Below are 16,126 nucleotides of genomic sequence, written 5' to 3'. Positions count from 1 at the left end.
TGCTTATCTCTCTAAATAAAATTCTATTTGACGTCAGTCATATCATAAAGACGTGTCTGGCCATTAACGAGCCGATCATAGGAAACCAGTGCATACATCGCCTGATCCGTAGCCATAAGATCTACTTCTCCTGGTTGCGCGCCTCCATTGCCTACTCCACCCTGCTTCACGTGATAAAAGCCACCTTCAGGTGCAGCAAAACTAAGCAATGCGTCTACTGCGGAATGTCCATTTTTAATAAATCTGGAATCCTTATGCGGGTCAATACCAAGGCCAGTTAAAGCTACAATCACCTGAGCGATGCTTTCGGAATTTGTAGATTCCCAGCTTGCAAAACCACCGTCTGCAGTCTGTGTTTTGGATAACCAAGCAATCCCCCGGTCCACAGCAGCTGTTACTTTGGCGTTGGTTTTGTAATAAGGCGTTAAGCCTTGAATGACCATCCCCGTGATATCTGGATCAGCCGCTGTAGCATTACTGCCTAGTGCCCATCCACCGCCGCTGATCTCTCTGCCCAAAATATAATCAATGAGCAGCTCTCTAGTCGTCTGCGTCTTTACACCCTTAACCACTGGAATGTCGTAATGATTACTGTCCAGTGCAATGAGAGCAAACACAGGTCCATTAATACCTTGCTTAATTACAGTATCAAAATCCGCGAGCGGTTCCAGTAGGTTATAACCCGCCACTTTATCAATATTTTTGTTGATTGAAGTTAATGCCAAAATAACTCTATCATATTCCGTATATTTTACGCTATGCAGCTTCCCAGCTTTTTCTTTAAGAGTTGCTTCTACATTCGCGTAGTACTTAGTGTAATAACTATCTGGAACCTTCACGCCTGAACGTGCCAGCCCGAACACTGTCCAGTCCCCGCCAACCGAGGAGATAACCGGGTTTGTTACTGTTTTTTGCAAAAAGGCAGCTGTGTTCTGAATATAAGAACTAACTGCTTTATTCTGAATAGTCGGACTAACCACTTTGTTCCCACTCTTATAATCATGGGTTCTAGTAGCTACAACAGCCGCCATTTCTCTAGTTACAAGCTCTTTAGGTTTAAATTGATTATCATCACCTAACATCAAACCAGTCGCAACAACGGTCTCTACATCTGCTTTGGCCCATGCCGATACGGTGTTGATATCTTTAATCGCTGTTCCTGGCTTCGTCGCCGGGATGGCCAATGCTCTGACGATAATTGCTGCCATCTGCTCACGAGTAATCTTGTCATTTGGCTTAAATTCATTATTAAAGCCTGTGATTAGACCTGCCTTATGCGCAGCATTCACATATGGATAGAACCAATCGCCTAGAGCGACATCCTTATAGGTAATACCTTTATCACTCTTAATATCAAGTTCTAATGCAGAAACCAGAATCTTAGTGAACTCCGCTCTTGTGATATAAGCTTTCGGATTCACCTGACCATTATTACCTTGGATATATCCTTTTACTGTAGCTGTTTCAATCGCTGAATAAGCCCAGGAAGAGATCTTATCAGCATCTGTATACAGTTGTTTAATATCATTTGTCTGGTTAGGATCCTTAGGAGTCACTGTTGGAGATGGACTCACATTTGGATCAACGCCGGCTTCCGGATTAGCTCCCCCACCAGGAGCAGGAGTAGCACCAGGCTTAGGCGTTGGGGTTGGAGTAGGGCTTGTAGTTGGTATCGGTGCATTTAGATCCACACCCAAATTCGTAGTATAACGCCACTGAATTCTTTCCCCGGCACTTAGTTTATATGAAGATGCACCATAATCAGGATAGACTCCATTCACATTATACATCCATCCACTGCCGCTGCCATGGTCAAATTCTCCATCGCCTGCGATCGATTCTACATACACACTTCCATATTTACCGCTCCAAGAATCTCGATATTCGATACCGCGGCTATCTAATGTTCTTTTTAGTACAGACCACACCGTGTCACCAGATTGGAGCTCTACCTGTACAGATGGAACAACATATCCCTTATTAATTGTAAGCTTATCCACGGACAGGGTTACATATGGTTTCGATGGAGTGGTTTCGCCACCATTGTTGCCACCATTGTTGCCGCCATTTCCTTCACCATTTCCGCTACCACCGTCGCCATTACCATTACCACCGTCGCCGCCAGGTGTTTGTACTGCACTGGAAGCATACGCAATGTAGTCAGTGAAGTGATTGGTTTTTACAATTAAGTCATTTCCACTATCATAGGCATACTCAGACTTACCGCTTGCAAAACCTAAGTCATCACTTGCAAATTTTTGAATGGCATGAGGGGTGCCATTTTGAATATAAGCAGCTTCTTTTCCTTTAAGGTCCTTAAAGGTTAACGTAATAAATTGACTGAATTCTACTCTTGCACTACCACCCATGGAAAATGCTTGAAGAATGTTATCAAGCTTCTTGTCCCCAGGAATAATCTGATTCACACTATCTTTTAGTGCAGATTCTGCACCGGTTAAAGCTGAAATCAGTTCAATCGCAGAGGCATCCCCACTTGTAACTTTTGCACCCTTAGGAATGACTACAGATACGTTACCTTTTATGGCCTCTATCTGAGGAAGGTCGCTGTTACTTGGTAAATTGACACTAACCTTCGATTGATTTTCTTCCGAAATAGCTACTGTGATTTCTTTGTTGCTATCTCCAGTGCTGATCGGAACGATATAATCATTAGCGTCATTTGGGATTTCAACTTTCGGGTTCTCCCCAGAAGGTAACGGAAGTTCTTTCGGACCCTCTGGTTGCCCAGGCCCCGGTTCTTCTGGTTGTTCCAGTTTCACATCATTCATATCAAAGAGACGGTTGCTATGATTGATCAGACGATCATAGGACACAAGTGCATACGTACCTTGGTCCGTTGCCATATTGTCTACTTTGCCTGTGAGGATATGCTTAAATCCACCCTCAGGTGCAGCAAAGCTAAGTAATGCATCAATAAGCGAATTTCCACTTTTAACAAATCTAGCGTCAGTGTGCGGATCTACACCTACACCAGTTAAGGCTACAATTACCTGCGAGATACTCTCGCTGCTAGTGCTTCCCCAGCTTGTAAATCCGCCTTGATTGTTTTGGTTATCGGACAGCCATTGGATGGCCCGATCCACGGCAGCTTTTACATCATCACGGGTTGCATAATAAGGTGCAAGAGCTTGCATCGCCATCGCAGTCATATCGACATCGGCTTTGGTTACGCCTAATGCCCAGCCACCAGCTTCTGCTGTACCTTTTTTAACCTCTTTATCTAAAATGTACTGAACTAGTTTTTCTCTTGTGGTCTGTTCTGTAACTCCATCAACTACAGGGATCTCATAGTTATGGCTATCTAACGCGATCAGAGCAAAAATCGGACCATTATTGCCTTGCTTTTGGATATATTGATAATCAGCGAGTGCTTTTCTCAGATCATATCCCGCAACATTTGTGATATCTTTTCCGATAGAGGTAAGTCCTAGAATCGCTCTGGAATTCTCTGTGCTTTTATTGGCGTCGAGTTTTCCATCCTCTTTAATGATTGATGCTATTTTCGTAGCTACATTATTGTAATAGAGATCATAATAACCGTTAGGTACTGTATAGTTCGCCCGTGCCAGAGAAAGGATCGACCATTCTCCGCTGCCTGTTCCAAACGACGGGGTCTTTACAGTGTTTAGAATATAGGCAAGGCTTTTATTTAATTGTTGTTTGGCTACAACAGCAGTAGGTTGTTCTAATTGCACATCATTCATATCAAAGAGACGGTTGCTATGATTGAGCAGACGATCATAGGACACAAGAGCATACGTACCTTGGTCCGTTGCCATATTGTCTACTTTGCCTGTGAGGATATGCTTAAATCCACCCTCAGGTGCAGCAAAGCTAAGTAATGCATCAATAAGCGAATTTCCACTTTTAACAAATCTAGCGTCAGTGTGCGGATCTACGCCTACACCAGTTAAGGCTACAATTACCTGCGAGATACTCTCGCTGCTAGTGCTTCCCCAGCTTGTAAATCCGCCTTGATTGTTTTGGTTATCGGACAGCCATTGGATGGCCCGATCCACGGCAGCTTTTACATCATCACGGGTTGCATAATAAGGTGCAAGAGCTTGCATCGCCATCGCAGTCATATCGACATCGGCTTTGGTTACGCCTAATGCCCAGCCACCAGCTTCTGCTGTACCTTTTTTAACCTCTTTATCTAAAATATACTGAACTAGTTTTTCTCTTGTGGTCTGTTCTGTAACTCCATCAACTACAGGAATCTCATAGTTATGGCTATCTAGCGCAATCAGAGCAAAAATCGGACCATTATTGCCTTGCTTTTGGATATATTGATAATCAGCGAGTGCTTTTCTCAGATCATATCCCGCAACATTTGTGATATCTTTTCCGATAGAGGTAAGTCCTAGAATCGCTCTGGAATTCTCTGTGCTTTTATTGGCGTCGAGTTTTCCATCCTCTTTAATGATTGATGCTATTTTCGTAGCTACATTATTGTAATAGAGATCATAATAACCGTTAGGTACTGTATAGTTCGCCCGTGCCAGAGAAAGGATCGACCATTCTCCGCTGCCTGTTCCAAACGTTGGATTCTTTACAGTATTTAAAATATAAGCAAGGTTTTTATCTAACTGTTGTTTGACGGCAACTGTAGTTTCCAGTTTGTAAGTAACCTGATAAGTTACATTTGTTTTGTTTCCAGCTCCGTCAAGAGCCGTTACAGCAATTGCATTAATGCCTGAATTCAGAGTAGCTTTGTACTCCCCATTTGCGGGTGATAAAGTAACTCCATTCAGCTTCACTTCTGGAGTAATGTCACTATATACATTGTCTGTGACAGCTACTTTGAAGCTTATTTCTTTATTGGATACTTCCTGTTTATCTTGTATGCCACTTACTGTAATAACAGGGGGTTCAATGTCTAATGCATTATTAAGACCGACAAGCGCATGATCTACACTTATTTGAGAGCTTGCCATGTTTTCGAGCACGGAATAGGCTTCATAAACTGCCGATTGCACTACTGGTCTGTCCAAAATAGTTTCTTTATTAGGGGCACTATTAATCTCGGCGATTTCCGCAGTTAAAGCATCCTTATTGGCAAGTTGAACTGGGATTTCCCCCCAGCCGCCAAGATCAGAACCATAGCCATAAGTGGTGAACTGAGTTCGAATGATGTCACCGTCTTGAGGCTTATAATCGGTCATCCCAAACGGAGGAAACACATTATTTACTGCATACATCCAACCCGACATGGAGGTGTAGTCAAACTGACTTAACCAATCTGGGTCTGCTTTAGTGCCGACTGTATTCCCATCGGCTGAAATCATATCTAAAATATATTGTGGAATATTGACTTCGCTTCTGCCACTATCTTTAACTTCTGATAAATAAAAACCACTATCTATATTTCCTAAATATCTATAATTCCCATCACCTAGCGCACGTGTTATTAAAGATGCGCCATTATCGCCTTCATAAATCGGAACTTTAATAGGTTCCTTAATATACCCTTGGCCTAAGGTGAATTTCTCTACGGATACAGATACATACCCTTTAAGGGTAGAGCTTGCTCCATCTGCTTGAGCCGGGATTACACTTGTAGAGAATGTCGTAATAAATACAGCTACAATAAGTAACCACGCTAAAAACTTATTTTTCTTCATTTTTCCATAACCCTTCCCTTCATACCTATGATAAAAAACAGAATAAACTTTCTCATAACCACAAAAAAACCACTCAACATAAACGTCAAGAGGTTAAGATAGTGAACCACAATAATAGCTGGCAAACACTATTCAAGCACCTCTCTATCGATCGTAGAGTTTGATGGTGTAACAGAAAAAGGCAGATATTCTGGCTCAAGTATCATCACCCTTGCTGCCTTCCCAGTTTCCCAGTGGCATTTTGCAAGGACTCCTCTTTCACAGCGGCGGGACCGCGCGGGATTCACACCCGCTTTCCATTTAACCAATCTATGATTGTACTTCCGCAACATTCATAGTTGGCACCTATTTCTAATTTTAAATTTTCATGCTTCATCATAACTAATATATATGCTTTTGTCATGTTATATTTCTTTTTTGTATAACGGGCAGCTAGAGATAATCCTATTGAATAACCAATTTCTACGAGTAGGGTTATTCAAATAATTTCTTTATCCAACTGTGGGGCAAATTAATTTAAATCACTAATTCTTATATGAATTTACCACAAATTAGTAAGGTACTCGCTAAGTGTATTCTATGTTAGGGTATATTCAGAAAGCGTTTACAAAATAAAACTGGAGGTGTTTGCGTTCATTTAACCACCAAGTACAGCGTCAAAGCCAGGTCCAAGCATCCTAAATTTATCTCACAAAGGAGAATTCAATGACTACGCGAATCCAGAAATCCTTCTTATCATTGACACTTGTCACCGCTCTTCTGCTCTCTCTGTTCTCATCCATGGCCGCAGCTGCAACTAAGGACGAGCAACAAGCTAAGGCAGCGCCAAAGAGTAAGATCCAATCCTATGTAGACGAAATGCAGCCCGGATGGAACCTTGGCAATACTTTAGATGCTACAGGTGAGGATGAAACCTCCTGGGGCAATCCACGTGTGACCCAAGATCTTATTAAAAAGATCGCCGCTCAAGGCTATAAAAGCATTCGGATTCCTGTGACCTGGGATACTCACATGGGTGCGGCACCAGACTATACCCTAGAAAAGGCCTACCTCGACCGTGTGGAAGAAGTTGTCGGCTGGGCACTGGACGCCAAGCTTTATGTCATGATTAATGTCCACCATGATTCCTGGCTATGGGTAAGCCATATGGAAGAAAAACACGATGAAACGCTGGCACGTTATAATGCAGCCTGGACTCAAATTGCCGATCGCTTCAAGGACAAATCCGATAAGCTGATGTTCGAGAGCATAAATGAACCTCGATTCACCGATGGTGGAAGCACAGACGAAGCAAAAATGGAGCAAATGCTTACTGAACTTAATAACTCTTTCTATCAAATCGTGCGGAAATCCGGTGGGAAAAACGACCTCCGCCCACTTGTATTACCTTCATTAGAGTCTTCACCTACGCAAACAAGAATGGATCATCTCTATAAGACGATTACGGCTCTGAACGATCCAAATATTATTGCGACCGTTCACTTCTATGGCTTCTGGCCGTTTAGTGTGAACATTGCCGGCTACACCACATTTGAAAAAGATACAAAAAATGATATCACTCAAACTTTTGATAACGTTTACAATACATTTGTAGCTAAAGGCATCCCTGTCATCGTCGGCGAATTTGGTTTATTAGGTTTCGATAAAGACACGGGTGTGATTGAACAGGGCGAGAAGCTTAAATTCTTCGAGTATCTGACTTATTATTTGAAAGAAAAGAAAATGACTTCCATGCTCTGGGATAACGGGCAGCATTTCAACCGTAAAACTTATAAGTGGTCTGACCCTGAACTCCACAATGTATTAATGTCTGGTCTGAAGGAGCGTTCCTCCAGCACCGAAAGCGATTTGGTCTACCTAAAAAAAGGTGCACAAATCAAAGATACCAAGGTTAAGCTGAACCTGAACGGAAATAAGCTAACCACCATTAGTGCCAACGGAAAGTATCTGACCAAAGGTAAAGATTACACCTTAAATGGTGAGGAGCTCATCCTCAAAGCCAGCCAACTTAAAAAGCTCACAGCTTCCCAAAAATACGGTGAAAATGCCGTGCTGACTCTGAAATTCAACAAGGGTGTTGCGTGGAGACTTAAGGTGATTGTGTATGACACAGCTAAATTAAGCGATGCAAAAGGCACGACTGAATCCTTTGCCATTCCGACCACCTTTAATGGTAACCAGCTTGCCACAATGGAAGCTGTATATACCGCTGGTGGCAATGCAGGTCCGCAGGACTGGACTCCATTTAAGGAATTCGGCAATACCTTCTCACCTTCTTATAACACTAAAGAAATCAAGCTGCTTCCCGCGTTCTTTAAAGATGTTAAAGACGGCGAGGTAATCCTGAAGTTCCACTTCTGGAATGGTGATATCATCACCTACAAGATCACGAAGAGCGGAACAAACGTTGTAGGAAAGTCCTCTTAACCCCCCGTCCTGTTAACAACACAAATAGGGGTGTCCTTCGCAGGAACATCCCTATTTGTATTGCACCGATCACATATAAACCTCGTCATACGAAATTATCATCAACCGATAAATTAAATAAACGCCAAGATAGGCTCCGGTAATAAGAAACATTGGATTTAAAAATATCGCATGGATCGAGGTCATAAATACAGCATGATCTCTTAATATTTCGTAAATTGCCAAGGCAGAAATATTTCCAAAGATAATCGTACTTAAGACCGAAACAACATTGAAAACCATACGCCACTTTATCGATTTCCCCTGTAACATCAGCATAACAATGGGAACAAGAATACTACCAAGTACGATTAGAAATTTCATCCAGCTCACCTCGGTAATTTTTTAATCGTCCAGTTCCACACTTTCGATTTGTCCGTCTGCATTTACCGTCCACTCGATTTCAACGCCATTGTTCAATCCGAGCTTGTCTTCATCTTCAATGACTATATGATCAGGAATCGTTAAGGTTTGCTCTTTACCGCCCTCCACTTGAACAGTAACCTGCTTACCCTTAACCGCAGTGATCCTTCCGTCATATTCAATCTGCTGCAAAACAATCTTTTGATTCGGATCTGTGATGGTGACCCGCTTGCCTCCGTCAGTTAGCAGCTCAACCTTTTTATGATAGTTATCTTTTAACGAAACATCCTTGATAACTCTCTGAATGCTAACCCCCTCTGGAAGTTTCCCAGTATTTGAGCCGGGTGACGCAGATGTTAGGGGTTGATCTGTTGCGTTATTTGTAGGTACAGGTGTAGTTGCTTCTGCAGAAGGTGCTGCAGTTTCTACTTGAGCTGTTGGAGTAGGCACTTGAGTCTCATCCGCTGCTTTAGTGCAACCACTTAGCAATACCGTACATGCACAAATACAACAAAGAATTGTAGCCCTGGTAAAACGTTGTGTTGTTCCTTTATTCGATATCATCTTTTACCCCCGCATTTTAATGTATTTTTTTCTCTATAGTGGACATAGTTTTACCTCTTATCTTCCTTTTATTCACCAGAATATGGCCATCTGAAAGCAACAGTTAGATAACAATTCATGAATATGTCAAAAAACCGCCCTGATTTAGATCAGTGGCGGTCTCCATGAAATGATGAGATAAATTAGATCCTATTAATTTACAATATGTGTGCCAGCCTGTTGGCTCATCGCAGCTTTCATATTTTCCGGATTGGTAATGATAACTCTGCGTCCCTCTTTTTTCAAAAAGCCAAGACTTGCTTCAATTTTAGGCTGCATACTGCCAGCAGGAAAATGACCCTGCTCCGCATATACCAACATTTCTGCCGCTGTAACTTCTTCAAGAGCCTTCTGCTCAGGCGTACCGAAATTCACACATACCTGAGGAACTCCTGTTGTAATGATAAGAGATTCTGCATCGATCTGTTCGGCCAGCAGACTTGTAGCAAAGTCTTTGTCAATGACCGCATCGATACCTTCGTAGGTATTATTTTCGGTTTTGATCACAGGAATCCCGCCTCCGCCAACAGCGATTACCACATAACCCGTCTCAATGAGTGATTTAATGACGTCTTTTTCAACGATATCAATCGGCTTAGGCGATGGAACAACACGGCGGTAACCTCGACCTGAATCCTCAATGATGACCCAATCTGGCTTGGCACGCTTCATCTCCTCTGCTTGCTCAAGCGTGAAGAAGGAGCCCACTGGTTTCGAGGGAGACTGAAAATTCGGATCATTTTTGCTAACCTCGACCTGAGTAATGACTGTGGCAACCTTTTTGTCTAATCTGCGATGAATGAATTCATTTGTTAAGGCCTGCTGAATTAAATAGCCTATGCCCCCTTGCGTGCCCGCCACGCAATTGACCAGCGGAGTAACATCCATTCCAGTGACTTCCGAAGCCACCTCGCTTCGTCTCAGCTCGAATCCAACCTGTGGACCGTTGCCGTGAGTAACCACCACATCGTTGCCTGCTTGCACCAGATCAGCGATATTGACAGCAATTTCACGTACTGCCTCAGACTGATCCTCTATAGAATCGCGGCCATTGTCTTTCACCAATGAATTACCGCCAATGGCTACAACTATAAATTTACTCATTCCATTCCTCCTGACGGATCAGTTGATCCTCATTTATTAGCGTTTAAGGGCCAGCTGAAATTGTTCCTTCGCGAAGTGAAAATCCGGATTGGCAGGATTATAGCTGATAGCAATATCTATTTCTTGAATGGCCATTTCATGATCACCAAGTAAACCAAGTGACTGTGCCTTATGATGATGATATAAAGGATTGCTCGGATCGTTAGCAATTGCGTTCTCAATCGCCTCAACTGCCTCTTGATGCCGGCCAAGTGATCTCAAGCTGTTCGCCTTATGAAACGAGAAATCATACCGTTCAGGCTGCTGTTCCAGAAGCTGATCCATAACTTTAACCGCTTCCTCATGCCTGCCCAACTCTCTTAAATAATTGGATTTATGATAGCGGAAGAAGCTTTCGCCAGGATCGCGTTCTATCGCTTTATCATACTCTGCTAACGCTTGCTCGGATCGCTTCATCATTCGGTAGGCATTTGCGGTATAGAAATAGAAATCAAGGTCATCCGGTTCGATAGTAAGTGCCTGTTGATAGGCTGCCAAAGCTTCCCCATATCTCCCGAGTTCCCCTAAGAAGTATCCTTTATAGTAATAGAAGTCTGAATTATTACTGTCCTCTTGCATTGCATGTTCCATAACCAAACTTGCTTTCCGGAAATCCTCTGCCCGAGCTAGCTCTTGAGCGCTTTGAATACTTGGATGAATCGTTAGCTTTTCTTTTTTGAGAATACGGATGACCCTCTCCTGTGCCAGCTCTTCTGCATGCTGCAACGATGATTTGCCGTCACGATCCGGCAATTGAACATCCGCTCCAGCATCCACCAACAACTGAATAATATCAGAGTATAAACGGCCACCATTCCCGAGAATTACTGCCTCCAACAAGGCAGACCATCCCAGATTGTTCATATGGTTAACTGCAACACCTGCTTCCAGGCATTTCTGAACAGTTCTTAGATACCCCTTCTCGCTGGAGGGGAGCAGTGTAGTTCCCCCAAAACGATTTACACTGGTTGTATCCGCACCTGCGGCAAGAGTTAAAGACAGAATCTCATGAAATCCATTGGCACCGGCACACAGGTAGGGTGATAACATAGTGATATCTCTTGCATTCACGTCACTGCCTGCTTCAATCAGCTTTTGAGCGAGAGGAATATGATTTTTTTGCGTTGCCGCCATCAGCGCAGTACGACCACTGGCATCCTTATGATGAACATCGGCACCACGAGCTAAAAGCTGTTCTACGGCAGCTAAATCCCCGCGATCCGCTGCTTGAATTAAATCTTCTGACAGAGTTTGATTAGTCATGGCTTTAGCTCTCCTATTTCTTTTTATCAATTATTTATTCGGATTGCAGCTTGTTCGCTGGGTCACGAAGGTCTGAAAAATGCTTATAAACAAATAATCCTGCAACCATCAAATAGGCGTATACGAACGGCATAAGTGAAGCTTGAGCAAATCCAACAGTCGGCGCGTGAATGATCCCAAATAAAGATAGACCAGACGCGATTACAGCAAAGACAGCAGCCCGCAGTGGTTTATTCAGGATAGAGAAAATAGTGATGGAACCCCAAATCAAGCTGCTAAGCGGTGCACCATTTCCTAAATGCATCAGGCCGTTGTAATAAACCCCTTTACTTAATAAGAGATCAATCCCCACCTTAGAAGCCGAAGTTTCAGCCGCATTAAAAATGTTGTTCGCAAGCGTTAAAGCCCAGTTAGCAATCCATGGGAACAAGGTGATAAAGATAACGGGCACTTCATTTTTAGGTGTCTCTCGAACCACCTGATTCGCCGTAACGACCCCGACATAGACCAGAATCGGAACAATCGCCACAACAGGTATGATAGACAACAGCAGTGCCCCTATGCCAAAGAGACAAATAATTAACATGGAGAAACCAGAAGCTATGGTATAACCAAGTCCAGCCCCAATAGATTTCCAGCCTGCATGACCAATGTACACAGTTACCGGGAACGGATTACCTGTAAAAGCACCAATACTTGAAGCAACCCCGTTCGTTAGCATGACGTTACGAGTGTTATAAGGATCTCCCGCAGCATGTGCGCTCTCAATATTTTCAAGGTCAAAAATATAATTCGCCAGTCCCAATGGAATTGCAGAAGCCAGGTATGGCAAGGCATGCGGAATCCCTTGAATTAAGCTGGTAATATGCACCTCAGGTGGATTAAACCCCAGTGTTGAAAGAGCCGTTGTGATCGCTTCTGGATTCTGCAAGCCGAATATCCAAGCCAGCGCGGTTCCAGCAATCAGCAGCAGGAATCCTGTAGGAATTTTTTTGAATATCGGCGATTTGCCAAACCAGTTAATAAAGATGATCACAAGTACAACAAAAGCAACCACTGGTGTTTCGAAGGATTGCAGCATCGGGTTCATAGCCAGCAATAACAATCCAAGTCCAGATAAACAAGATAAAAGTACAGTTCTTGGAATAACCTTACGCAGCACATCTCCCAGAAATGAGCCGACAATAAGGATCAAAGCTTCGAACAGGCACCATACGAGACCAATTTGCAGCGCAAATGATGCATCATTGGTTTCTCTAAATACGGGAATTAACACTAGAAAAGTTACCGTAAAAATCGATGGAGCACTAGGTCCTGAAGGTAATGCGGTTATATCCGTTCGGCCTGTTTTTTTGGCTAGCTGATATCCAAACCAGCCATAAGCAATACTTGCGATAAAAATCGCGAGTCCAAACGCAGGAACGACTCTGCCGTAAACCATACCTTCCGGAAACCCTACTACAAAAATTAACAATGAAATCATCGTAAGCAGATTGGTTAAATTGTTAGCAAGCAGCCCGAAAAACGCGGCCCAATCTCCCTTTTTCCAGAACATCTTCATAAATACTTGATCCATAATAAATCTCCCCCTAGATCGTTAGCGCTTACATACCAATGGCTTATGAAGCCCTCAGGCCCTTGAATAGGCCTGAAGGGCGGGTGGTTCTATGAATGCATGCTCTGGCTAAAAGCGAGAATGGCTTGCTCGAAACACTCGATTGGAGGATGAGTGATTCCGGCTCCAATCATTCCGATGCCTGGATCCTTATGGGCAATAGCCGTGTTGATCACTGGCATAATGCTGGTTTGACCCACTTTACGAATATCGATTCCAGTAGGAATTCCGCGGAAGTTCAACAAAGGAATCGTCACATTTGGATTCTCCGTCGTAGTAATTTCCTTCATTTTCACAGAATAGTTCATGGCATCATCTACGGTTCCCCCAACTAATGCTACAATCGCCGGCGCGGTTGCCATGGCGAAGCCACCTATACCATACGTTTCGGTAATCGCACTGTCACCGATATCGAGTCCCGAATCTTCCGGCTTATACCCTGCAAACATCGGTCCGACAACCTTTTGCGCAGGGCCGGTAAACCAGGTATTGCCTGGCATTCCACTGACACGAATACCGAATTCCACGCCATTGCGGGCCATCGTTGTTACGATGGTGCTATGCTCGATGCCATGGGCAGCATCAAGCGCACATTTACAAAGAGCCATCCAGGTTGGTCCGGAGAAATAATCACTCATTGCCACAAAATCGAACACTTCGATTTTCTGCTCATTAGTAAAATCCGTTCTCAGGATAAGCGGCGTTAATGCCTGAATCAAAAGAGTCGTTCCAGCGTTGTTGCGGTTATGGCATTCATCTCCCATATGGAGCGCCTGTGATAACATGAGCCGCAGATCAATGCCGTTCTCAGAGAACTTCATCGCCTCACGCAGCATCGGTCCAAGCACATCTCTCATCCAGATCAAACGGGCAACGACCGTTTCATCGTTTGCACCCATCCGCAAGATTTTCGACAGTTGCTCACTAAGGTTCGTATAAGCGATGTTGCCATACGTTTTATTCTCTACAATGTGCATGAACATAGAGGCTGAGGTTACCCCTGCCATGGAACCCACACAATTATGCTCGTGACAAGGGGAGAACGTAATCTCACCTGATGCCGCTAGTTCGGCAGCTTCATCCAGATCCTTCGCCAAGCCCTCAAAGACCAAAGCGCCGGTAACTGCACCTTTCATGGGACCACTCATCTTATCCCAGGTAATCGGAGGCCCTGCATGTAATATCGTAGTCTTAGTCATCCCTGGTACGACATTGATCGCTTGATCAAAACCAACCAATACCGGTTGTGAATTCACGATTCGCTCTACAGCCAGCTTGTTGGCAGCCTCAATCTTTGCAGCAATCCCCTCTTGCTCTAACGCATCCAGTGCGGCAATTAATTCGGGCTTACCTCCACCAGGTGGCTTCCATTCCAGATGGGTTACGTTGCCTTTTTGCTTCAGGATATCATCCTTGAACATTTCTAGGCCGACATTGATAACGTGAAGTTCACTCTTAAATAACTCATTGATTCTGCTCATGTTATACTCCCTTCTCTACAAAACCTCTGGCAAGAAGTCCTGCATTCGTATTACTGCTTGCATAGGTAACGCCCGCGGATACCAGCTTATCAAGCTGTTCTTGGACGAAAGGTGTATCCAGATCGGTTCCAAGTACATAGCCGACAATCTCCAAATGTCTGCCTTCTTGTTCCGCTGCTTGCTTAGCCTCAATAATTGCAGGCACCATAACACCTACTGGATCCTCATGCGATCCATAGCCTAATACAAAATCCATAATGATCACGCCCACCGCCGGGTCCTTTGCTTCCTGCTTGAATCTGGCAATCCGTGAAGAAGGATCAATCATCGGATGTGGTTTGCCGTTAGTGAACCCATCATCCCCAAAGTCAATAAACGTATGCGCTTGGCTGATATGGATATCACCCAGCTGATATTCCGGATCTTTTGGAATATTGCTATAGACATCGTCGTATTTCTCCATCGCTAGATACATTGCTTCATCACATAAAGTACCGCCGCAGAATAACCCGCGAATATACTTCTGTTCTGGCTTCAGCTTGACCTTAATCTCCTCAATCAGCGGAAGGTTTAGCGGATGCTTGTCAATTTGACTCTCATCAATGCCGGATAGAATTACCGCCTTTAGCGCGGCCTCTTTGGTTGTTTTGGCAAAATGTCCACCTGCTTCCAGAACAGCTTCCTCCGTTCCTCCGATAAAGCAGACCACGACAGGCTTATGCATATTTTTGATTTCATTCAGCACTTTTTGTTCCACACTTTTGGCGGGTGGCTTGGAAATCAACACAATGACCTTAGTGGCTTCGTCTTCGTTAAGCGCTTTCATCGCATCAAGCATCATTACTCCGCCGACACGTTCACTTAGGTCTCTGCCGCCTGTGCCAATCAACTGTGAGATGCCTCCGCCAAAATCGTGAATCCGCACGCTGATTTCCTGACTTCCTGTGCCGGATGCACCCACGATGCCGATATTGCCTTTACGAACCTTATTGGCAAAACATAAGGCCATATTTCCAATGATCGCGGTTCCGCAATCCGGCCCCATCATCAGCAATCCACGCTCATGTGCTATTTTTTTTAATTCAATTTCGTCTTCTACGCTTACGTTGTCACTGAACATCATGACATGTAGATTATTCTCCAGCGCTTTTCTTGCTTCTCTGGCTGCAAACGCTCCGTTGACTGAAATCACTGCAAGATTAGCTGCTGTCATATTCTTCACTGCCGACTCAATTGTTGGATATTTAAGCTCTGTACCGCCAACTGCACTATCTTTTTTAATAAACAGCTCTTCGATTGCTTCAAAGGCAACTTCAGCCAGCTCAGGGGATGCTGCTTTGATTACGATCATCAGGTCACTATTCTTAGCTTCCTCTAGCTCAGGGGTTATCAGCCCTACATTCGCTAATACCTCTTTATTCATTTGAGTAGCCATTGCGATAAAAGCTTGTTCGACACCCTCTATTTGATTCGCTTTGGTCGACAACGACATGAGCGAGACGGAATCAAAGTATGTGTTTCTTTTAATTACTATTTTAGTCGACATA

General features: G+C 43.8%; 8 protein-coding genes and 1 riboswitch. Of the genes, 1 reads left to right on the top strand and 7 read right to left on the bottom strand.

Annotated elements, in window-relative coordinates:
• Nucleotides 1-23 precede the first annotated feature (23 nt).
• Nucleotides 24-5,645: an S-layer homology domain-containing protein gene (locus MHB37_RS03910; RefSeq protein ID WP_405132570.1), complete on the bottom strand. Its 5,622-nt coding sequence runs from the start codon at nt 5,643-5,645 to the stop codon at nt 24-26.
• Between the two features lie 162 nt (nt 5,646-5,807).
• Nucleotides 5,808-6,009, bottom strand: a riboswitch (cobalamin riboswitch).
• Nucleotides 6,010-6,350: 341 nt separating this feature from the next.
• Here MHB37_RS03910 and MHB37_RS03905 point away from each other — a divergent pair.
• Nucleotides 6,351-8,072, top strand: a complete 1,722-nt coding sequence (locus MHB37_RS03905; RefSeq protein ID WP_076190126.1) for a cellulase family glycosylhydrolase — start codon at nt 6,351-6,353, stop codon at nt 8,070-8,072.
• A gap of 384 nt (nt 8,073-8,456) precedes the next feature.
• Here the strand turns inward: MHB37_RS03905 and MHB37_RS03900 are convergent, their stop codons facing one another.
• The 6 genes from MHB37_RS03900 to fdrA all read right to left on the bottom strand — a co-directional run bounded on the left by MHB37_RS03900 (nt 8,457) and on the right by fdrA (nt 16,125).
• Nucleotides 8,457-9,038: a hypothetical protein gene (locus tag MHB37_RS03900; protein WP_076190124.1), complete on the bottom strand. Its 582-nt coding sequence runs from the start codon at nt 9,036-9,038 to the stop codon at nt 8,457-8,459.
• A gap of 192 nt (nt 9,039-9,230) precedes the next feature.
• On the bottom strand, nt 9,231-10,181 hold the full coding sequence (gene arcC, locus MHB37_RS03895; RefSeq protein ID WP_076128616.1) for a carbamate kinase: 951 nt from the start codon (nt 10,179-10,181) through the stop codon (nt 9,231-9,233).
• Nucleotides 10,182-10,217: 36 nt separating this feature from the next.
• The gene (locus MHB37_RS03890; protein ID WP_076190123.1) at nt 10,218-11,483 is read right to left on the bottom strand and encodes a tetratricopeptide repeat protein; all 1,266 of its coding nucleotides are present in this window, start codon (nt 11,481-11,483) and stop codon (nt 10,218-10,220) included.
• A 34-nt stretch (nt 11,484-11,517) separates the two neighbouring features.
• Complete coding sequence (locus tag MHB37_RS03885) at nt 11,518-13,059, bottom strand: hypothetical protein (protein ID WP_036684876.1); 1,542 nt, start codon at nt 13,057-13,059, stop codon at nt 11,518-11,520.
• A gap of 89 nt (nt 13,060-13,148) precedes the next feature.
• Nucleotides 13,149-14,579, bottom strand: coding sequence for a DUF1116 domain-containing protein (locus tag MHB37_RS03880; RefSeq protein WP_076098692.1), 1,431 nt, complete (start codon nt 14,577-14,579; stop codon nt 13,149-13,151).
• 1 nt (nt 14,580) lies between these two features.
• On the bottom strand, nt 14,581-16,125 hold the full coding sequence (gene fdrA / locus MHB37_RS03875) for an acyl-CoA synthetase FdrA (RefSeq protein ID WP_076302916.1): 1,545 nt from the start codon (nt 16,123-16,125) through the stop codon (nt 14,581-14,583).
• Nucleotide 16,126: the final 1 nt, after the last annotated feature.

The sequence above is a fragment of the Paenibacillus sp. FSL H3-0286 genome, from assembly GCF_045040705.1.
Taxonomy (GTDB): domain Bacteria; phylum Bacillota; class Bacilli; order Paenibacillales; family Paenibacillaceae; genus Paenibacillus_AQ; species Paenibacillus_AQ odorifer.
This window is presented reverse-complemented; position numbering and strand designations above follow the sequence as displayed.

Excerpts from the sequence above, each read along its gene's own strand:
- MHB37_RS03910 (WP_405132570.1), bottom strand. The coding sequence starts at position 5,645 with ATGAAGAAAAATAAGTTTTTAGCGTGGTTACTTATTGTAGCTGTATTT.
- MHB37_RS03905 (WP_076190126.1), top strand. The coding sequence starts at position 6,351 with ATGACTACGCGAATCCAGAAATCCTTCTTATCATTGACACTTGTCACC.
- MHB37_RS03900 (WP_076190124.1), bottom strand. The coding sequence starts at position 9,038 with ATGATATCGAATAAAGGAACAACACAACGTTTTACCAGGGCTACAATT.
- arcC (WP_076128616.1), bottom strand. The coding sequence starts at position 10,181 with ATGAGTAAATTTATAGTTGTAGCCATTGGCGGTAATTCATTGGTGAAA.
- MHB37_RS03890 (WP_076190123.1), bottom strand. The coding sequence starts at position 11,483 with ATGACTAATCAAACTCTGTCAGAAGATTTAATTCAAGCAGCGGATCGC.
- MHB37_RS03885 (WP_036684876.1), bottom strand. The coding sequence starts at position 13,059 with ATGGATCAAGTATTTATGAAGATGTTCTGGAAAAAGGGAGATTGGGCC.
- MHB37_RS03880 (WP_076098692.1), bottom strand. The coding sequence starts at position 14,579 with ATGAGCAGAATCAATGAGTTATTTAAGAGTGAACTTCACGTTATCAAT.
- fdrA (WP_076302916.1), bottom strand. The coding sequence starts at position 16,125 with ATGTCGACTAAAATAGTAATTAAAAGAAACACATACTTTGATTCCGTC.